The organism is Microbacterium sp. W4I20, assembly GCF_030816505.1.
Classification (GTDB): domain Bacteria; phylum Actinomycetota; class Actinomycetes; order Actinomycetales; family Microbacteriaceae; genus Microbacterium.
Window position 1 is genome coordinate 2,922,712 of the sequence record NZ_JAUSYB010000001.1, and the last position, 14,857, is coordinate 2,937,568.

At 69.2% G+C, this 14,857-nt stretch carries 15 protein-coding genes; 7 read left to right on the forward strand and 8 right to left on the reverse strand.

Annotation, left to right across the window (positions count from 1 at the left end; all coding sequences use genetic code 11):
- The first annotated feature begins 47 nt into the window (after positions 1-47).
- The 3 genes from QFZ21_RS14265 to QFZ21_RS14275 are packed head-to-tail and all read left to right on the forward strand — an operon-like array spanning position 48 to position 3,147.
- On the forward strand, positions 48-878 hold the full coding sequence (locus QFZ21_RS14265) for a hypothetical protein (RefSeq protein WP_307378877.1): 831 nt from the start codon (positions 48-50) through the stop codon (positions 876-878).
- A 55-nt stretch (positions 879-933) separates the two neighbouring features.
- The gene (locus tag QFZ21_RS14270; protein WP_307378879.1) at positions 934-2,100 is read left to right on the forward strand and encodes a MalY/PatB family protein; all 1,167 of its coding nucleotides are present in this window, start codon (positions 934-936) and stop codon (positions 2,098-2,100) included.
- 45 nt (positions 2,101-2,145) lie between these two features.
- Positions 2,146-3,147, forward strand: coding sequence for an aldo/keto reductase (locus tag QFZ21_RS14275; protein WP_307378881.1), 1,002 nt, complete (start codon positions 2,146-2,148; stop codon positions 3,145-3,147).
- Between the two features lie 27 nt (positions 3,148-3,174).
- Here the strand turns inward: QFZ21_RS14275 and QFZ21_RS14280 are convergent, their stop codons facing one another.
- A complete protein-coding gene (locus tag QFZ21_RS14280) occupies positions 3,175-3,843 on the reverse strand; it encodes a FadR/GntR family transcriptional regulator (RefSeq protein WP_307378883.1) in 669 nt (222 codons plus the stop codon).
- 277 nt (positions 3,844-4,120) lie between these two features.
- Between QFZ21_RS14280 and QFZ21_RS14285 the strand changes: the two genes are divergently transcribed.
- Positions 4,121-5,821: a 2-isopropylmalate synthase gene (locus tag QFZ21_RS14285; protein ID WP_307381310.1), complete on the forward strand. Its 1,701-nt coding sequence runs from the start codon at positions 4,121-4,123 to the stop codon at positions 5,819-5,821.
- 7 nt (positions 5,822-5,828) lie between these two features.
- Here QFZ21_RS14285 and QFZ21_RS14290 read toward each other — a convergent pair whose 3' ends face one another.
- From QFZ21_RS14290 to QFZ21_RS14305, 4 genes are read right to left on the reverse strand one after another with little or no spacing between them, the layout of a single operon-like run.
- Positions 5,829-6,512, reverse strand: a complete 684-nt coding sequence (locus QFZ21_RS14290; RefSeq protein WP_307378884.1) for an SGNH/GDSL hydrolase family protein — start codon at positions 6,510-6,512, stop codon at positions 5,829-5,831.
- A 58-nt stretch (positions 6,513-6,570) separates the two neighbouring features.
- Complete coding sequence (locus QFZ21_RS14295; protein WP_307378885.1) at positions 6,571-7,122, reverse strand: hypothetical protein; 552 nt, start codon at positions 7,120-7,122, stop codon at positions 6,571-6,573.
- A 56-nt stretch (positions 7,123-7,178) separates the two neighbouring features.
- On the reverse strand, positions 7,179-7,865 hold the full coding sequence (locus tag QFZ21_RS14300) for an anti-sigma factor (protein ID WP_307378886.1): 687 nt from the start codon (positions 7,863-7,865) through the stop codon (positions 7,179-7,181).
- Positions 7,862-8,374, reverse strand: a complete 513-nt coding sequence (locus tag QFZ21_RS14305) for a sigma-70 family RNA polymerase sigma factor (protein WP_307378887.1) — start codon at positions 8,372-8,374, stop codon at positions 7,862-7,864. Before QFZ21_RS14305 ends, QFZ21_RS14300 begins: the two co-directional genes overlap by 4 nt.
- Positions 8,375-8,735: 361 nt before the next feature.
- Between QFZ21_RS14305 and QFZ21_RS14310 the strand changes: the two genes are divergently transcribed.
- Complete coding sequence (locus QFZ21_RS14310) at positions 8,736-8,909, forward strand: CsbD family protein (protein ID WP_307378889.1); 174 nt, start codon at positions 8,736-8,738, stop codon at positions 8,907-8,909.
- 63 nt (positions 8,910-8,972) lie between these two features.
- On the opposite strand, the gene QFZ21_RS14315 is transcribed toward QFZ21_RS14310, so the two are convergent.
- Complete coding sequence (locus QFZ21_RS14315) at positions 8,973-9,653, reverse strand: histidine phosphatase family protein (RefSeq protein ID WP_307378890.1); 681 nt, start codon at positions 9,651-9,653, stop codon at positions 8,973-8,975.
- A 9-nt stretch (positions 9,654-9,662) separates the two neighbouring features.
- The gene (locus QFZ21_RS14320) at positions 9,663-10,607 is read right to left on the reverse strand and encodes an SDR family NAD(P)-dependent oxidoreductase (protein ID WP_307378892.1); all 945 of its coding nucleotides are present in this window, start codon (positions 10,605-10,607) and stop codon (positions 9,663-9,665) included.
- Between the two features lie 92 nt (positions 10,608-10,699).
- Here QFZ21_RS14320 and QFZ21_RS14325 point away from each other — a divergent pair, with 92 nt between their 5' ends.
- Together QFZ21_RS14325 and QFZ21_RS14330 are read left to right on the forward strand one after the other, a co-directional pair.
- Positions 10,700-11,239 (forward strand): TetR/AcrR family transcriptional regulator, encoded by a 540-nt coding sequence (locus QFZ21_RS14325; RefSeq protein ID WP_307378893.1) that lies wholly within the window; start codon positions 10,700-10,702, stop codon positions 11,237-11,239.
- 119 nt (positions 11,240-11,358) lie between these two features.
- The gene (locus QFZ21_RS14330; RefSeq protein WP_307378894.1) at positions 11,359-12,573 is read left to right on the forward strand and encodes a cupin domain-containing protein; all 1,215 of its coding nucleotides are present in this window, start codon (positions 11,359-11,361) and stop codon (positions 12,571-12,573) included.
- Positions 12,574-12,586: 13 nt separating this feature from the next.
- Here the strand turns inward: QFZ21_RS14330 and QFZ21_RS14335 are convergent, their stop codons facing one another.
- Positions 12,587-14,821 (reverse strand): helix-turn-helix domain-containing protein, encoded by a 2,235-nt coding sequence (locus QFZ21_RS14335; RefSeq protein WP_307378895.1) that lies wholly within the window; start codon positions 14,819-14,821, stop codon positions 12,587-12,589.
- Positions 14,822-14,857 lie beyond the last annotated feature (36 nt).

Genomic DNA, 14,857 nt, shown 5'->3' on the forward strand with positions numbered 1-14,857 from the left:
TGTTGTTATGCGAAGTTCCGGCTTCGCTCGTGTGACAGATTGAAGCGGTGAACACTTCCGTCCCGCTGGCACCCCCCGCCCGCACGCTCCTCGTCGGCTTCGGCAAGCTCGGAGCCCGTCTCGCGCCGCGCCTGCTCGCGGACGGCGGCGAGGTCTTCGCGTTGCGGCGCAGTGAGGGCGAACTGCCCGAGGGAGTCACCGGCATCCAGGCCGATCTGGCCCGCCCGCTCCACGAGCCGCTTCCAGAAATCGACGCGATGGTCGTGACCCTCCCGCCGCCGGGTGGCGTCGACGGATACCGCATCGCTCTCACGCATCTCGCGGACGCCCTGCCCGCGGCCCCCGCGCGCACCGTGTTCGTCTCGTCGACCGGGGTCTTCGACAGCCCGGCGTCCGATCGCCCGATCACCGAGCAGGATGCTCCGGCGCCGGCATCCGATCGCTCCCGAGGTCTGTACGACGGGGAGCGCGCCGCCATCGAGCTGTTCGGCGCGGTCGTCGTGCGTCCGGCGGGCATCTACGGGCCGGGCCGGGAGTTCCTCCTCCGGCAGGTGCGCGAGCACAACCCCGTCAACCATCGCCGCCGCACGAACCGCATCCACGAGGGGGATCTGGTGCGCGCACTCGACCTCCTGCTGCGGATGCCGGAGCCGCCCTCCCTCGTGCACGCGGTCGACCAGGCGCCCGCCCCGCTGGGCGAGGTCGTCGAGTACATCGCCCGCGAGCTCGGGCTGCCGACCCCGCCCGACGACCCTGCCGCCGCGGCGACGGGTCTCGTGCATGACGGCTCGCTGCTCCTCTCGCTCCTCGGGTACCTGGACTACCCGACGTACGTCGAGGGCTACGCCGAGATGATCGCGGGCGAGCCCGCTGTCTGAGATCCGGGCGAAGATGGAGGAGCGCATCCCCACGCCCGCAACGACAGGAGCATCCATGTCTCTCGCCTCAGACTTCGACGCCATCGAGGTCGAGCACCTTCGTCGCATCGGCGGCCTCAAGTGGTCGATGTTCCCCGAGGCGGTGGGCGCGTTCGTCGCCGAGATGGACTTCGGGGTCGCACCCGGAATCTCGCGCGCGCTGCACACGGCCGTGGATCAGGGAGTCTTCGGCTACCTGCCGACCGCGCTGGCGGACGACATGTCGACCGCGACGGCCGAGTGGTTGCGCGACATGTACGGCTGGAACGTGCCGGCATCCGACGTCCATCCGATCGCCGACGTGATCCAGGGGCTCGAGCTGGCGATGGAGCACTTCTCGCGCCCCGGCTCCCCGGTGATCGTCCCGACGCCGTCGTATATGCCGTTCCTCTCGGTGCCCCCGGCTGCCGGGCGCGAGGTCATCCAGGTGCCGATGACCGTGACCGACGGCCGCTACTCGCTCGACCTCGAGGGCATCGACGCCGCGTTCCGCGCCGGCGCGGGCCTGCTGATCCTCTGCAACCCCTACAACCCGGTCGGCCGGGTGTTCGAGCGCGACGAGTTGCTCTCCGTGAGCGAGGTCGTCGAACGCCACGGCGGCCGCGTGTTCTCCGACGAGATCCATGCGCCGCTCGTGTACGCGCCCGGCGTGCACGTTCCGTACGCCTCGATCTCGGATGCCGCGGCCGCGCACACCGTCACCGCGACCTCCGCATCGAAGGCGTGGAACCTCCCGGGGCTGAAGACGGCGCAGATCATCCTGACCAATGAGGCCGACCGGGCGGTGTGGGAGCCGATCGGGATGATGGCGTCGCACGGTGCGAGCAACCTCGGCGTCATCGCGAACACCGCCGCCTACCGCGACGACCGCGCCTGGCTCGCCGACGTCGTGCAGTACCTCGACGGCAACCGCCGGTTCCTCGGGGAGGCGCTCGCCGCGCGGATCCCCGAGATCGCCTACCGTCAGCCCGAGGGCACGTACATCGGCTGGCTGGATGCCCGCGCGCTCGAACTCGGCCCTCAGCCCGCCGACTTCTTCCGCGAGAACGCGGGCGTCGCGCTCACCGACGGGTCGGCCACCGGGCTGGCCGGTGTCGGATTCCTCCGCTTCGTGTTCGCGACCCCGCGGCCGGTCATCGAGCAGGCCGTCGATCGGATGGCGGATGCCCTCGCCAAGCGCTGAGGCTGGAATAGTTGTACCCGTACCCCTCTCTGAGAAAGCAGAACAATGACGTACATTGCTGAGCCCACCCGGTACGACACCATCCAGACTGCGCGTTCCGGACGGAGCGGGCTGATCCTGCCGCGCGTCTCGCTCGGGCTGTGGAACAACTTCGGCGAGGACCGCACGCTCGAGACGCAGCGGGAGATCCTGCGCCGCGCGTTCGACCTGGGCGTGTTCCACTTCGATCTGGCGAACAACTACGGCCCGCCGGCGGGCAGCGCGGAGCGCAACTACGGGCGCATCCACCAGCTCGACTTCCGGCCGTACCGCGATGAGCTGGTCATCTCCACGAAGGCCGGCTACCAGATGTGGGACGGCCCGTTCGGCGAGTGGGGTTCGCGCAAGACGATGATCGCGTCGCTGGACCAGTCGCTGCAGCGGCTCGGTCTCGACTACGTCGACATCTACTACTCGCACCGTCCCGACCCGGAGACTCCGATCGAGGAGACCATGGGCGCTCTCGCGACGGCCGTGCGCCAGGGCAAGGCGCTCTACGTCGGCATCTCGAACTACTACACACCGGAGGAGACCCAGGCGGCGTCGGCTGCCCTGCGTGCCGAGGGGGTGCCGCTGACCATCCACCAGCCGCGCTACAACATGTTCGACCGGCGCATCGAGGAGGAGGGGCTGCTCGACACCCTGACCGAGCTCGGCGTCGGCGCGATCGCGTTCTCCCCGCTCGACCAGGGGCTGCTCACGGACCGCTACCTGAAGGGCATCCCGAGCGACTCCCGCGCGGCGACCGGCCGGTGGATGTCCGAGTCGAACATCACCGAGGAGTACCTCGACCGGGCGCGGGCTCTGAACGACATCGCCGCATCGCGCGGTCAGTCGCTGGCGCAGCTCGCGATTCAGTGGGTGCTGCGCGACCCCGCCGTCACGAGCGCGCTCATCGGCGCCTCGAGCGTGGCGCAGCTCGAGGACACGCTCCGTGCCCTCGACGGTGCTCCGTTCACCGACGACGAGCTCGCGAGCCTCGACCCGCTGGCGGCAAAGCCCGCGTGAGGTCCGACCGCTCTCGCTGAAATCCGGTCAGAGAAGGCCGGATTTCAGCGTGAGCAGGTGTTCCCGCGCGAGCCTCGCGGCCGATTCCGTGTCGCGGTCGGCGATGGCATCGACGATCCGATCGTGAACGCGCTGATCGTCGTCGCTGCCGTAATCGGAGTGAAGGCGAAGCATCGCGATCATCGCCTGCCTGCTCAGCGGGGTGAAGCTGTCGAACAGTTCGGTGAGCACGGGGTTGTGCGCGGCGGTGACGACGCTGCGGTGGAACGCGATGTCGGCGTCGACGTGCTCCTCGATGCTGGATCGCCGCACTCGCCGTTGCTCGGCGGCCCGCGTGATCGCCCGCATCTCCGCCGGCGTGCGGCGTTCGGCAGCGAGTGCTGAGGCCTCCACCTCGACCGCGACGCGCGCCTCGATCACCGACGCGATGTCCGCGCGCCGAAGCACGTCGCCCCAGTCCTCCGGCGGCTCGAGGGCGATGACGAACACGCCCGAGCCCTGACGGCTCGCGAGCACGCCACGCCCGGCGAGCTGTCGGATCGCCTCGCGGATCGTGGAGCGGCCGACGCCGAGCTGCGGGGCGAGCGTCGTCTCGCCCGGGAGCTTCTGCCCGAGCGCCCACTCGCCTCCGCGGATGCGCGCGAGCAATGCCTCGGCTGCCTGCTCGGCAAGAGGTTCGCGTCGCAACGATGTCATCCCGCCATCATCCCTTATAGCTGCAACTTCTCTACTTGTCTGAGGAGTTGTGTTACCGTTGCCCCATGCTTCACGCGTTCCTCCTCCTTCGCTGCCACGGCGGGGCCTGATCAGACCGGCTCCCCGTCGTGGAGCCGCTCTGCGCGCCGGTCGTCTCACTGAGAACGATTGATGAGGAATCCCACCCATGAACGACCCCGTAGTCTCCCGCTTCACCACGTCGACCGGAATGCTCCCCGACGGTGCGCCGATGTGGAACCGCCAACGCCACTCCTCGATGCCGTCGCATCGCTACCGAGACGTGTACTCGCGGGTCGAGGTGCCGCTCACCGACCGCGACTGGCCGTCACACCGGTTCACCGCGGCACCGCTGTGGGTGCCGGTGGATCTGCGTGACGGAAATCAGGCCCTGAGCGAGCCGATGGACCCTGCGCGAAAGCGCCGCTTCTTCGAGCTGATGGTGCGCATGGGCTACAAGGAGATCGAGGTCGGCTATCCCTCGGCCTCGCAAACCGACTACGACTTCGTGCGGCTGATCGCCGAGACCGAGATCGCGCCCGAAGACGTCACCATCGTCGTGTTCACCCCCGCACGCCGCGACCTCATCGAACGCACGGTCGCCTCGGTGCGCGGCATCCGCAACGAGGTCGTCATCCACATGTACACCGCCACAGCGCCGACGTGGCGCGACGTGGTCCTAGGGCGGGACCGCGCCGCACTGACCGAGCTGATCCTCAGCGGCGGCCGCGACGTGCTCGAGCTCGCCGGGCATCTGCCGAACGTGCGCTTCGAGTTCTCACCCGAGGTCTTCAACCTCACCGAACCCGACTACGTGCTCGAGGTCTGCGACGCCATGACCGGGCTGTGGGACGCGACGCCCGAGCGCCCGGTGATCCTGAACCTGCCGGCGACGGTCGAGATCGCGACGCCGAACGTGTACGCCGATCAGATCGAGTACATGCATCGGAACCTTGCCCGCCGTGACGGCGTGATCCTGTCGGTCCACCCGCACAACGACCGCGGTACGGGCATCGCCTGCGCGGAACTGGCCGTTCTCGCCGGGGCGCAGCGCGTGGAAGGCTGCCTCTTCGGCAACGGCGAGCGCACCGGGAACGTCGATCTGGTCACGCTGGCCCTGAATCTGCACGCCCAGGGAATCGATCCGATGATCGACTTCTCCGACATCGACGAGATCCGCCGCACCGTGGAGTACAGCAACAGGCTCGAGGTGCACCCGCGGCACCCGTATGTCGGAGACCTCGTCCACACCGCCTACAGCGGGACGCACCAGGACGCCATCAAGAAGGGATTCGCCGAGCATCGCGCCCGGGCACGTACGGAGGGCAGGCCGGAGAGTGAGATCGAATGGCGGGTGCCCTACCTGCCCATCGACCCCGCCGACCTCGGCCGCAGCTACGACGCCGTCATCCGCGTCAACTCCCAGTCGGGGAAGGGTGGCATCGCCTACCTCCTCGAAGCCGAGTACGGGATCGAGCTGCCGCGGCGCCTGCAGATCGACTTCGCCCGTCGCGTCCAGGAACGCGCCGACAGCACGGGGCTCGAGCTCGATGCCGCCCAGTTGCTCGAGCTGTTCGAGCACGAGTATGCGGCAGTCGGCGGCGAGGGCGGCGCGGAGCTGCTGACACTGCAGACCGAGAGCTGCGACGGCATCGCGCGCACGAGCGTCAGCATCCGCGTCGATGGCGACGAACACAGCGGCACGTACGAGGATGTCGGTCCGGTGGAGGCGGTCACTGCCCTGCTGCGCGAGCGCGGCATCGACGTCGAGATCGTCTCGCTGCATCAGGCATCGATCGCGCGCGGGAACGACAGCGAGGCACTCACACTCCTCGAGTTCCTCGACGAGACGGGCGCACGCTGGGTGTCGGGCAGAGACCGATCCGTGCTGACGGCGAGCGTGACCGCGGTGCTGCGAGCCGCTCGCACGATCGCACCGCTGGCGGCAAAGCCCGCCTGAGCCAGGCCTACAGCGGCGGGTCGAGCCGCTCGAGCGCAGCATCCATCTGCTCGGCCATGTGCGCATAGCCACGATCGGACGGATGCAGGCCGTCGGACGCCATCCAGCTGTCGGACGACCCGGCGTAGTGCCCGTCGAGCCAGTGGCTGGCGTCGGGGATCCAGTCCGCGCCGATCTCGGCGGCGGCCGCCTCGACCCAGCCGCTGATCACCGTGAGCGATTCAGGACGCTTCTCTGTGTACCAGAACGGCTCGACGACGATGATCCGCGCGGAGGGCAGGGCGTCGCGCAGTCGGACGAGATCCGCGGTGATCGTCTCGTGGATGAGCTCGGCGCGGGACTCGTAGCTGAAGTTGTCGTTCAACCCCATCGTGACGAACACGATGTCGGGCTCCTGGGCGATGACGAGCGCGGGCAGATCGTCTTCACCGAAGTCGCTGCGGTGATTGACGAACCCGAGCCCGTTCACGCTCGGGTTGAACTCGCGCCAGCCGCGGTCGGCGCTGATGACCGTCGACCAGCGCAGTGCGGAGTCGCTCGCGCCGGTACCCAGTGTGTACGAGTCGCCGTAGAAGGCGACGACCGGTCCGCTCCCCGGCGTCGGGGACGCATCGGGTGCCGGCGAGGCGGCGCAGGCACTGAGCCCCAGAGCGAGGGCGGCCACAGAGGCGAGCGATCGGAGACGGCGCATGCTGCTTGTTCGTCGCCGATCGCTCGCCGGATGGGACCGCCTGTCAGAGGAGACCGCCTCAGTACAGCCAGCGACGCTCGTTCACGAAGGGCAGGGACTGCCACCGCGCGCCGAGCCCGGCGACCGAACCGGCGCCGATCGCGGCGAGCAGCCAGCCGACGAGGATGTAGATCAGGTGGTCGTCGACGATCGGGTTGTTCGACAGGGGCAGCATGCTGAGGTAGATGCCGCCCATCACGAGGGTTCCCCCGACGGCGGCGAGGCGCAGGCCGATGCCGGTGATGAGGGCCACGCCGACCGCACCGAGGCCCAGCATGAAGAGGACGTCGACCACCGGGTTGCCCGCGAGCGAATGGAACAGCCCGGAGAGAGCGCCCTCGGTGCTGCCCAGGTAGCCCGCGCTCGGCGACTGACCGGCGAGCACCGATCCCTCGGGCGGCGTCGCGAGTCCGAAGCCGAAGAGCTTGTCGACGAACGCCCACAGGTAGACGAAGCCGAGGGCGATGCGGGTGAGCGTGATGAAGATGCGCGCCGCGGGCGAATCGCGGAGTGCGCGGTCGGGAGCGGTCGCACGGTCGGTCGCGCGGGCGGTCTGGGGTGATGCGGACATGGTTCTTCCTCCGGTTGTGGTGCGGGATTGTGTTGCTGGGGATGGGTGGGGCGGGGTCAGTAGTCGATGGCGGCGAGCAGGATGCCGGAGGGGGTGGCCGACAGCTCGACGCGGGCGATCTGGTCAAGCGACGTGGAGGTCGCCGCCGAGAGTCCGGTCGTGCGCGCTCCACCGTCGCCGGTCCAGGTCGCCACGACGTGCCGCATGCCGGCGCGATCGGTGACGGCGAGCACGTAGTCGTGCCCGGCCGAGATGCCGGCCGGGTAGGTGCAGGACCAGTCGAGGCGCGTGCCCCAGGTGCGTTCGGTCATGGCGAGGTCGGCGTACACGCCGCTCTCGCCGACCGGATCCAGTCGCACGGAGGCGTACTCCGTCTCGGCGACCGTCGTCGGGGCGAAGCCCTGCGTGCCGAGGTAGCCGGCGGCTCCGCCGACGAACACCAGGCCGACCGCGGCGGCGGCGAGCAGCATCCGCGTCTTCCGCTTGCGGCCGCGCACCCGCGCCGCCAGCTGGGCCAGAGAGGCGGGATCGGATGCCGTCGCGTGCGCTCCCGCCGCAGCATCCGCCTGCCGAGGTGTGGCGGGCAGTGCAGCGAGCAGCCCGGGGAGCGGTGCCAGATCGCTCACCGCGCGCCGGCAGGACGAGCAGGCCGACAGGTGGCGCTCGAACTCATGCCGCTCCGTGACGCTCAGGACCCCCATCACGTAGGCCGCATCCCACTGGCTGTACTGGTCGTGGTTCATGAGACGACGCCTCTCTCCTGCAGGGCCAGGCGCAGCGCGCGCAAGCCGTAGTGCAGACGTGATTTGACGGTGCCGGCGGGGATGCCGAAGTCGACGGCGAGCTGGGCGATGCTCTTGCCGCCGTGGTACGCCCCGCTGATGACGGCCTGGTGGTCGGCGGGGAGCGTCGACAGAGCCTCGGCGATGACCCAGCGCTCGAAGAGGCGCTCGGTGTCGTCGTCGTGCGCCTCTTCGGGCATCGTCTCGACGGTGACCTCGCGTCGCCGCCGGGCGCTGCGCAGGTCGTCGGTGACGAGGTTCCGCGCCACCGTGCAGAGCCAGGCCCGCACCACGGGCTCGGGTCGGGTGAGGATGTCGGGGTTCTGCCAGGCGCGCAGCAGCGTCTCCTGCACGACGTCGTCGGCGAGCGCGACGTCGTAGGGCAGCGCGATCACGAAGCCGCGGAGCATCCCGGAATAGCGCTCGTGGATGCCGCGCAGCAGCGCGTCAGCATCCGTCGTCGTCTTCACGTGATCTCCCCCCGGTGCGTGGTGACGCACCTGTGAGAAGAGACGGGGGTGGGGGACGAAAGGTTCAGGCCGGCGTGCAGGATGCCGGAATACAGGTGGTGCGGAGTCTTCGAGGCCGGTGGGGGTCCGCTCAGCGCGCGCCGCACGAGCGGGACCCGGCATGCACACGCTGCGACATCGGCCCTCCCGCGATCGATGTAATCAGAGTGCGTTCCACGCGCGGGCGCGAGGGTGTGAAGGATCCCGGCGGGGGCAGTGCGGGAGGGGGTCGGAGAACTGATCCACACGAATTCGTGACGAATCGTGCCGTGCACACGTCATACCTGTAAGTCATGTTCACCACCGAAGAAAGGAGCTCCTCATGGGACTCGATGACAAGATCAAGAACGCCGCTCAGGACATCGCCGGCAAGGCGAAGGAAGCGATCGGCAACGCGACCGACAACGACAAGCTCGTCGCCGAGGGCAAGGCCGACCAGGCCAAGTCCGACGTCAAGCAGGCCGGCGAGAACGTCAAGGACGCCTTCAAGAAGTAATCGAAGGCCACCCGGATCCGGGGTGGGGTTGGGGGAGGCCCTGCCCACCCCGGATTCGTCGTGTCAGTCGATCTCGTCCGCGGTCATCGACCCCGTCGGGTCCTGCGTCGCGGCATCGCTGGGTGCGTCGAGCTCGGCGCCGCCGATCGGCATCGACTTCCACTCGAGCAGGTGCCAGAGGCCGGCGTCATCGCGCTCGACGACCGCCCCGCCGGTGTTGTGCAGCTCGATGTCGGCGCGGAACAGGTCGTCGACGTTGCGGCAGCGGCTGCCCACCCAGACGCGGATCGCCGCCCCGTGGCTGACGATGACCGGATGCGGCCCGCCCGAGCTCATCGCCCGGTCGACGGCCCCGTCGAAGCGGTCGAAGAACTCGACGCCGTTCTCCGATCCCGGCATCCGCGCCTCCACATCGCCCTTCGCCCATGACCACGCGACGCCGATGTACCGCCGGAATGCGGCCATGCCCGACGCCATCTCGTCGTCACCGGCGTCGATCTCGCGCAGGCCCGCGTCGATCACCGGGGTCAGACCCCGATCTTCGGCGAGCGGCGCGGCAGTCAGTGACGTGCGCGTGAGGGTGGAGACGGAGATGCTGCTGATCTCCCAGTCCCTCAGAGCCTCAGGAAGAGCGAGCGCCTGGCGTTCTCCGAGCGCGGTCAGGCCGGGGCCCGGCGCCTGGGTGTCGAGCAGGCCGAGCTCGTTCGACGGGGTCTGGCCGTGACGGATGAGAAGCAGGCGCATCAGACCATCCTAGAAACCCGACGCGACACCCAGGGGAATGCGGACTCCGGCGATCTTCTCGAGCTGGCCCCACACGCTCTCCGCGAGGTCGGCGGGTGGAGTGCTGGTGCGGGCGAGGGGAGCGATCTTCACCGGCAGCCCCCGCAGGCGCCCGGTGGGGCTGTAGTAGTCACCGCCCTGCGCGGCGGGATCGGTGAGGGCGCGGACGGCTGACCACGCCGCGGTGTCCTTGCCCTGCGCCCATGGTGTGTACGGGTTGCGCTGGTAGGGAGTGGATCGATCGCGGATGCCGACCCGCTCCGGTGTCCTGGCGTCGACCCCGACGCCGGGTCGCACGACGAGGGAGGCGACCGGGAGGCCCGCCGCGCGCAGTCGGCGGTCGAGCTCGAAGGCGAACACCTCGGTCACGGTCTTCGCCTTCGTGTAGGCGGCGATCGCCACGCGGGGAGCCGCGCCGACGTCGTCGACTCCCATCCGGAACTGCTCGACGAAGCCGGTCGAGGTGTGCACGATCCGGCTCGCCGATCCGTTCGACTCGCCGTTGGCCACGAGTGCCGGGAGGACGCCCGCGATCAGACGGACGTTCGCGACGACGTGCGTGCCGAGGAGCAGCGGGATGCCGTCGGCCGTGGTGCCGCGACCGCTGCTCATCGCCCCGCCGTTGAGCAGGATGCCGTCGATGCGCGGCAGGTCCTGGAGTTCGTCGGCGGCGCGCGCCACGGAGTCGAACGAGGCGAGATCGATCACCACAGTCCGCACTGCGGCACCGGGAACCTGCTGGAGGATCGCCGTCTTCGCCACTTGCAGCTTCGGTTCCGAGCGCGAAGCCAAGACGACTTCGGCACCTGTCGCGGCGAGCTGTTCCGCGGCGAAGTAGCCGATACCCGCGGTGGCGCCGGTGACGACGATCGTGCGGCCGGTCTGGTCGGGCAGGTGTGCGGGGTCCCAGTTCATCTCGTCCCTCTGATCCTTTAAGCGGATTATCTATCCGTTTGAGACGGTAGCACAAACGGATGACCTATCCACTTCACTGTTAGGATCGACAGATGGCACAGATCCGATCGGATGCCGCGCGCAGTCGCGCACGGATCCTCGACATCGCACGGACGCACGATGCTGGCTCGCTGCGCCTGAACGACGTCGCTCGGGAAGCCGGCGTCGGAGTCGGAACGGTCTACCGGCATTTTCCGACCGTTCACGCACTGGTCGAGGCGCTCTCCGCGGCGACGCTCGAGCGGATGTCGGTGATCGCGCGCACTGCGGTGCAGCATCCGAATCCGGAGGAAGCCCTCGTCGAGTTCCTCGACGCCGCCCTGGAGCTTCAGCTGCAGGACGGCGGACTGCAGGCGGTGCTGCTCTCTCCCGACGATGAGGACGAGTCCGTCCGCGCGATGAAGATCGAGATCTTCGCCACCTTCGACGGGGTGCTGCAGCGGGCCCGAGAGGCGGGACTGGTGCGCCCGGACCTGTCGATCGTGCAGATCGAGCACCTGATCTGCGGCGTCGAGCACGCCGTGCGCATCGGCGCCCCCGAAGACCGCGCGCTCTTCCTCGACATCCTGATCGCCGGCATCCGCCCGCGCTGAGGCGTTCCGGAGGACGTTCGCGTCGATCCCTCGACATCTGTCGAACGGATGAGGCCGGCGGCGACCGTAGGCTCGGCCTCGCCGGCGGTCCGGTCCGCCGCAGACGAAGGAGCGCCGGAATGGAATCGACGGACCCGACCGCACCGCATCACGAGACGCCGACCCTCGGCAACCCCGACCTGCCGCCGGAGGGCGAGGGCAACACGCTCGCCGATCCGCAGAGCACCGCGATGACAGGACCGCGCAATCCCGTCATCGAGAGTCAGTTCCCCAGCCAGCTTCATGCGCCGGGGACCGACATCAGCACGCAGCCGATGTTCTGGTCGTCGTTCAACATCTCGCCGCGTCGGGTGCAGGCCGGCGGCTGGGCGCGGGAGCTCACACGTCAGGACTTCCACATCTCCGAGGAGATCGCGGGCGTCAACATGTACCTGCAGGCCGGCGGCATCCGCGAACTGCACTGGCATCAGACCGCGGAATGGGCGGTCATGACGCGGGGGAAGTGCCGGGTGACCACCCTCAGCCGCGACGGACGCCCCAGCGTGGAAGACGTCGAGGAGGGCGATCTCTGGTTCTTCCCGGCCGGCACCCCGCACTCGCTTCAGGGGCTGGGACCGGACGGCGCCGAGTTCGTGCTCGCCTTCGACGACGGGGATCAGTCCGAATCGAACACACTGCTGCTCACCGACTGGTTCGCGCACACTCCGCCCGATGTGCTGGCGAAGAACTTCGGGGTGGTGCAGGAGGCCTTCGCCGACATCCCGCTGCACAACCTGTGGATCTTCCCCGGTGACGAGCCCGGCGATCTCGCGCAGGACCAGGCGGATGCCGGAGTCGAGTGGGGCGCCGCGGAACCCATCATCTTCCGCCTCTCGCGCTCGCAGCCGCTGCACGAGAACAGCGGCGGCAGCATCCGGATCGCGGACAGCACCAATTTTCCGCTGTCGAACACGGTGGCCGCCGCGCTCGTCACCGTCGAGCCGGGCTCGATGCGCGAACTGCACTGGCACCCGAACGCCGACGAGTGGCAGTACTACCTGCGAGGATCGGCCCGGATGACCGTGTTCGACACCGGTCCGCACGCTAACACGACGGACTTCCGGCCGGGTGATGTGGGAGTGGTGCGCAAGAACCTCGGCCACTACGTCGAGAACACCGGCGACGACGTGCTCCAGTTCCTCGAGGTCTTCCGTACCGACCGGTATGAGGAGGTCTCACTGGCGAACTGGCTGGCGCACGTGCCCCCGTCGCTGGTCGCCGCGCACCTGAACATCGACGAGGCGACGCTCGCGACGTTCCCGCGGGCGGCGCAGGGGATCACCCCGCTGCGCTGACGCCTACGAACCATCACGGCTGTTCGAGTGGGACCAGCGCCTCGAGGATCTCCGCCGCCCACCAGTCGGGGCGCTCGTGCTCCTCGACCAGATCGAGGGCCTGCCGCAGGTCGAGGCGCGCCTTCTCGTGCTCGCCGAGGCCGAGGTGCGCGAAACCGCGATGCCGGTACGCGCGGGCGAGGAAATCCGACTCGTGCGGGAAGAACGACGCGTCGTCCATGATCCGATCGGCCACGTCGACGGCCTCGGCGTAGCGGCCCAGCGCGAGGAGCGCTTTCGCCGCGATGGCCGTCGTGACGCCGTTCGCCGTGTTCCACTCCCGGAGAGGGAGGTCTGACTCGTGCTCGTCGAGCGTCCGGCGCATCTCGACGGCCTGTGCAAGAGCGCTCTCCGGGTCGTCCTCCATCAGAGTCATGGCGATCCAGTATCGGCTCTGCACCTGCGCCTCGGGGGACGCGTGGGCGATCGCCTCCGCGAGCGCGAGGCCGGCCGACTCCCGTGCTGCCGCAGTCTCTCCTCGCAGGGTCTCGCTCCACGCGACCGAGATGAGCGCCCACGACGCGGCTTCGGGGGCTCCTGCCGTCTCCGCCACCGCGCGCGCACGGACCGCGATCTCCTGCGCGAGGTCGGGATCGCCGTCGAAGAGCGCGAGCTCGAGGGCGGCCATCATCTGCAGCTGCTCGGCCAGCGCCACGCCGTCGCCCAGACGCTCGGCGGCGGTGACCGCGATCTGCGCGACCGTTCTCCAGTGCGGGAAGCTGAGCCATCGCTCGGCGAAGCGGATGAGCGCGCCGGCGGCCGCGAGAACCGGTTCCTGCGGGTCCGTCGGACTGGCCGCGGCGACCTTGAGAGCTTCGAGCCACGAATCGGATTCCGTGGTGAGCCAGTCTCGCGCCGATGCGAGAGTCACATCCCCGGCGCCGGCGGCGGCATCCATCTCCTCGGTGAACAGCGCCATCGTGCGAGTCGTATCGAGCGTCCACCGGCGAAGCCGAGCGCGCTGGGCGTCGATGTCGTCGGCCGACTGCGCCGCGACGAGCTGCTCCTCGGCGAAGATGCGGAGCAGATCGTGGATCCGGTATCGCTCACCGCTCAGCGGCTCGAGCAGAGCGAGGTCGGTCAGCTCGTCGAGGATCTCTGCGGTCGTCTCGTCCTCCAACGGATGCATCGACGCGACCATGTCGGCACGGAACGACGAACCGGTGATCAGCGGGATGCTGCGGAAGACCAGCTGCGATCTCGGGGTGAGGGCGTCGAACGAGAGCGCGAACGTCGATGCGACACGCAGGTCTCCCGCGACCAGATGCCGGAGTCGAGTGGCCTCTGCGCGCAGGCGCGCCGTGTAGTCCTCGACGGTCCAGGCAGGTCGCGACGTGATGCGATTGCCCGCGATCCGGAGCGCGAGGGGAAGGTCGGAGCACAGCTGGGCGAGTTCGTCGAGGTCGCCGCGGGTGCGCTGGGGCTCAGGGATCATCCGGGTGAGGAACGCGATGCCGTCGGGCCGCGCGAGCGGGCCGAGCACGACGCGGCGGGAGCCTTCGAGCCCGGCCAGCGAGCGCCGCGAGGTGAGCACGACCCGCACCGGGTGCGACGCGGTCAGCACCGGTCGAACCTGCTCCTCGACCGTCACGTTGTCGAGGAGCACGGCGAGAGTCCCGGATGCGCTCGCTCGACGCCAGGCGGCGACGGCGTCGTCCATCGTGTCGGGTTCCTCACGGGTGGCGGTCTGTCGGAGGAGTGCCTGGAGCACCTGCAGTGGAGAGAGGGGGAGCGTGTCGGGGCTGTGCACGTTGACGAACAGGACGTCGGTGCTGTCACCCGTCGCGCGATGGAGGGCTTCGAGAGCGACCGTCGTCTTGCCGACCCCGCCCGTGCCGGTGATCAGGATCGGTGTCGACGTCGCGGTGTCCGCCGGTGACAGCATCGCGGCGATAACCCGCATCTGCTCCTCGCGCCCGCTGAAGTCCGGCAGTCGGAGCGGGCGGATCGCGGCGGAGGTGTGATCGCCCGTCGCTCCCCGACGACCGGGACGTGCGGCACCGAGGAACTCGGCCCGCTCTTGTCCGGTGAGCTCGAGACCGTCGGCGAGCGCGATGACCGTGCGTCGCTGCGGGCCGATGCTCTTCCCGCGCTCGATGTCGCCGATGGTTCGCGGGCTCACGCCGGATCGCTCCGACAGGCGCTCGATGGTGAGATCGGCATGCTGGCGTCGGCGGCGCAGGAGAGTACCGAACGGATGCTGCGACACGGGTCCCTCTTCTCCCTAGTCCTGATGAGGAGAGTG

Excerpts from the sequence above, each read along its gene's own strand:
- QFZ21_RS14285 (WP_307381310.1), top strand. The coding sequence starts at position 4,121 with ATGCCGTCGCATCGCTACCGAGACGTGTACTCGCGGGTCGAGGTGCCG.
- QFZ21_RS14300 (WP_307378886.1), bottom strand. The coding sequence starts at position 7,865 with ATGAACCACGACCAGTACAGCCAGTGGGATGCGGCCTACGTGATGGGG.
- QFZ21_RS14310 (WP_307378889.1), top strand. The coding sequence starts at position 8,736 with ATGGGACTCGATGACAAGATCAAGAACGCCGCTCAGGACATCGCCGGC.
- QFZ21_RS14270 (WP_307378879.1), top strand. The coding sequence starts at position 934 with ATGTCTCTCGCCTCAGACTTCGACGCCATCGAGGTCGAGCACCTTCGT.
- QFZ21_RS14275 (WP_307378881.1), top strand. The coding sequence starts at position 2,146 with ATGACGTACATTGCTGAGCCCACCCGGTACGACACCATCCAGACTGCG.
- QFZ21_RS14280 (WP_307378883.1), bottom strand. The coding sequence starts at position 3,843 with ATGACATCGTTGCGACGCGAACCTCTTGCCGAGCAGGCAGCCGAGGCA.
- QFZ21_RS14325 (WP_307378893.1), top strand. The coding sequence starts at position 10,700 with ATGGCACAGATCCGATCGGATGCCGCGCGCAGTCGCGCACGGATCCTC.
- QFZ21_RS14295 (WP_307378885.1), bottom strand. The coding sequence starts at position 7,122 with ATGTCCGCATCACCCCAGACCGCCCGCGCGACCGACCGTGCGACCGCT.
- QFZ21_RS14315 (WP_307378890.1), bottom strand. The coding sequence starts at position 9,653 with ATGCGCCTGCTTCTCATCCGTCACGGCCAGACCCCGTCGAACGAGCTC.
- QFZ21_RS14290 (WP_307378884.1), bottom strand. The coding sequence starts at position 6,512 with ATGCGCCGTCTCCGATCGCTCGCCTCTGTGGCCGCCCTCGCTCTGGGG.
- QFZ21_RS14320 (WP_307378892.1), bottom strand. The coding sequence starts at position 10,607 with ATGAACTGGGACCCCGCACACCTGCCCGACCAGACCGGCCGCACGATC.
- QFZ21_RS14330 (WP_307378894.1), top strand. The coding sequence starts at position 11,359 with ATGGAATCGACGGACCCGACCGCACCGCATCACGAGACGCCGACCCTC.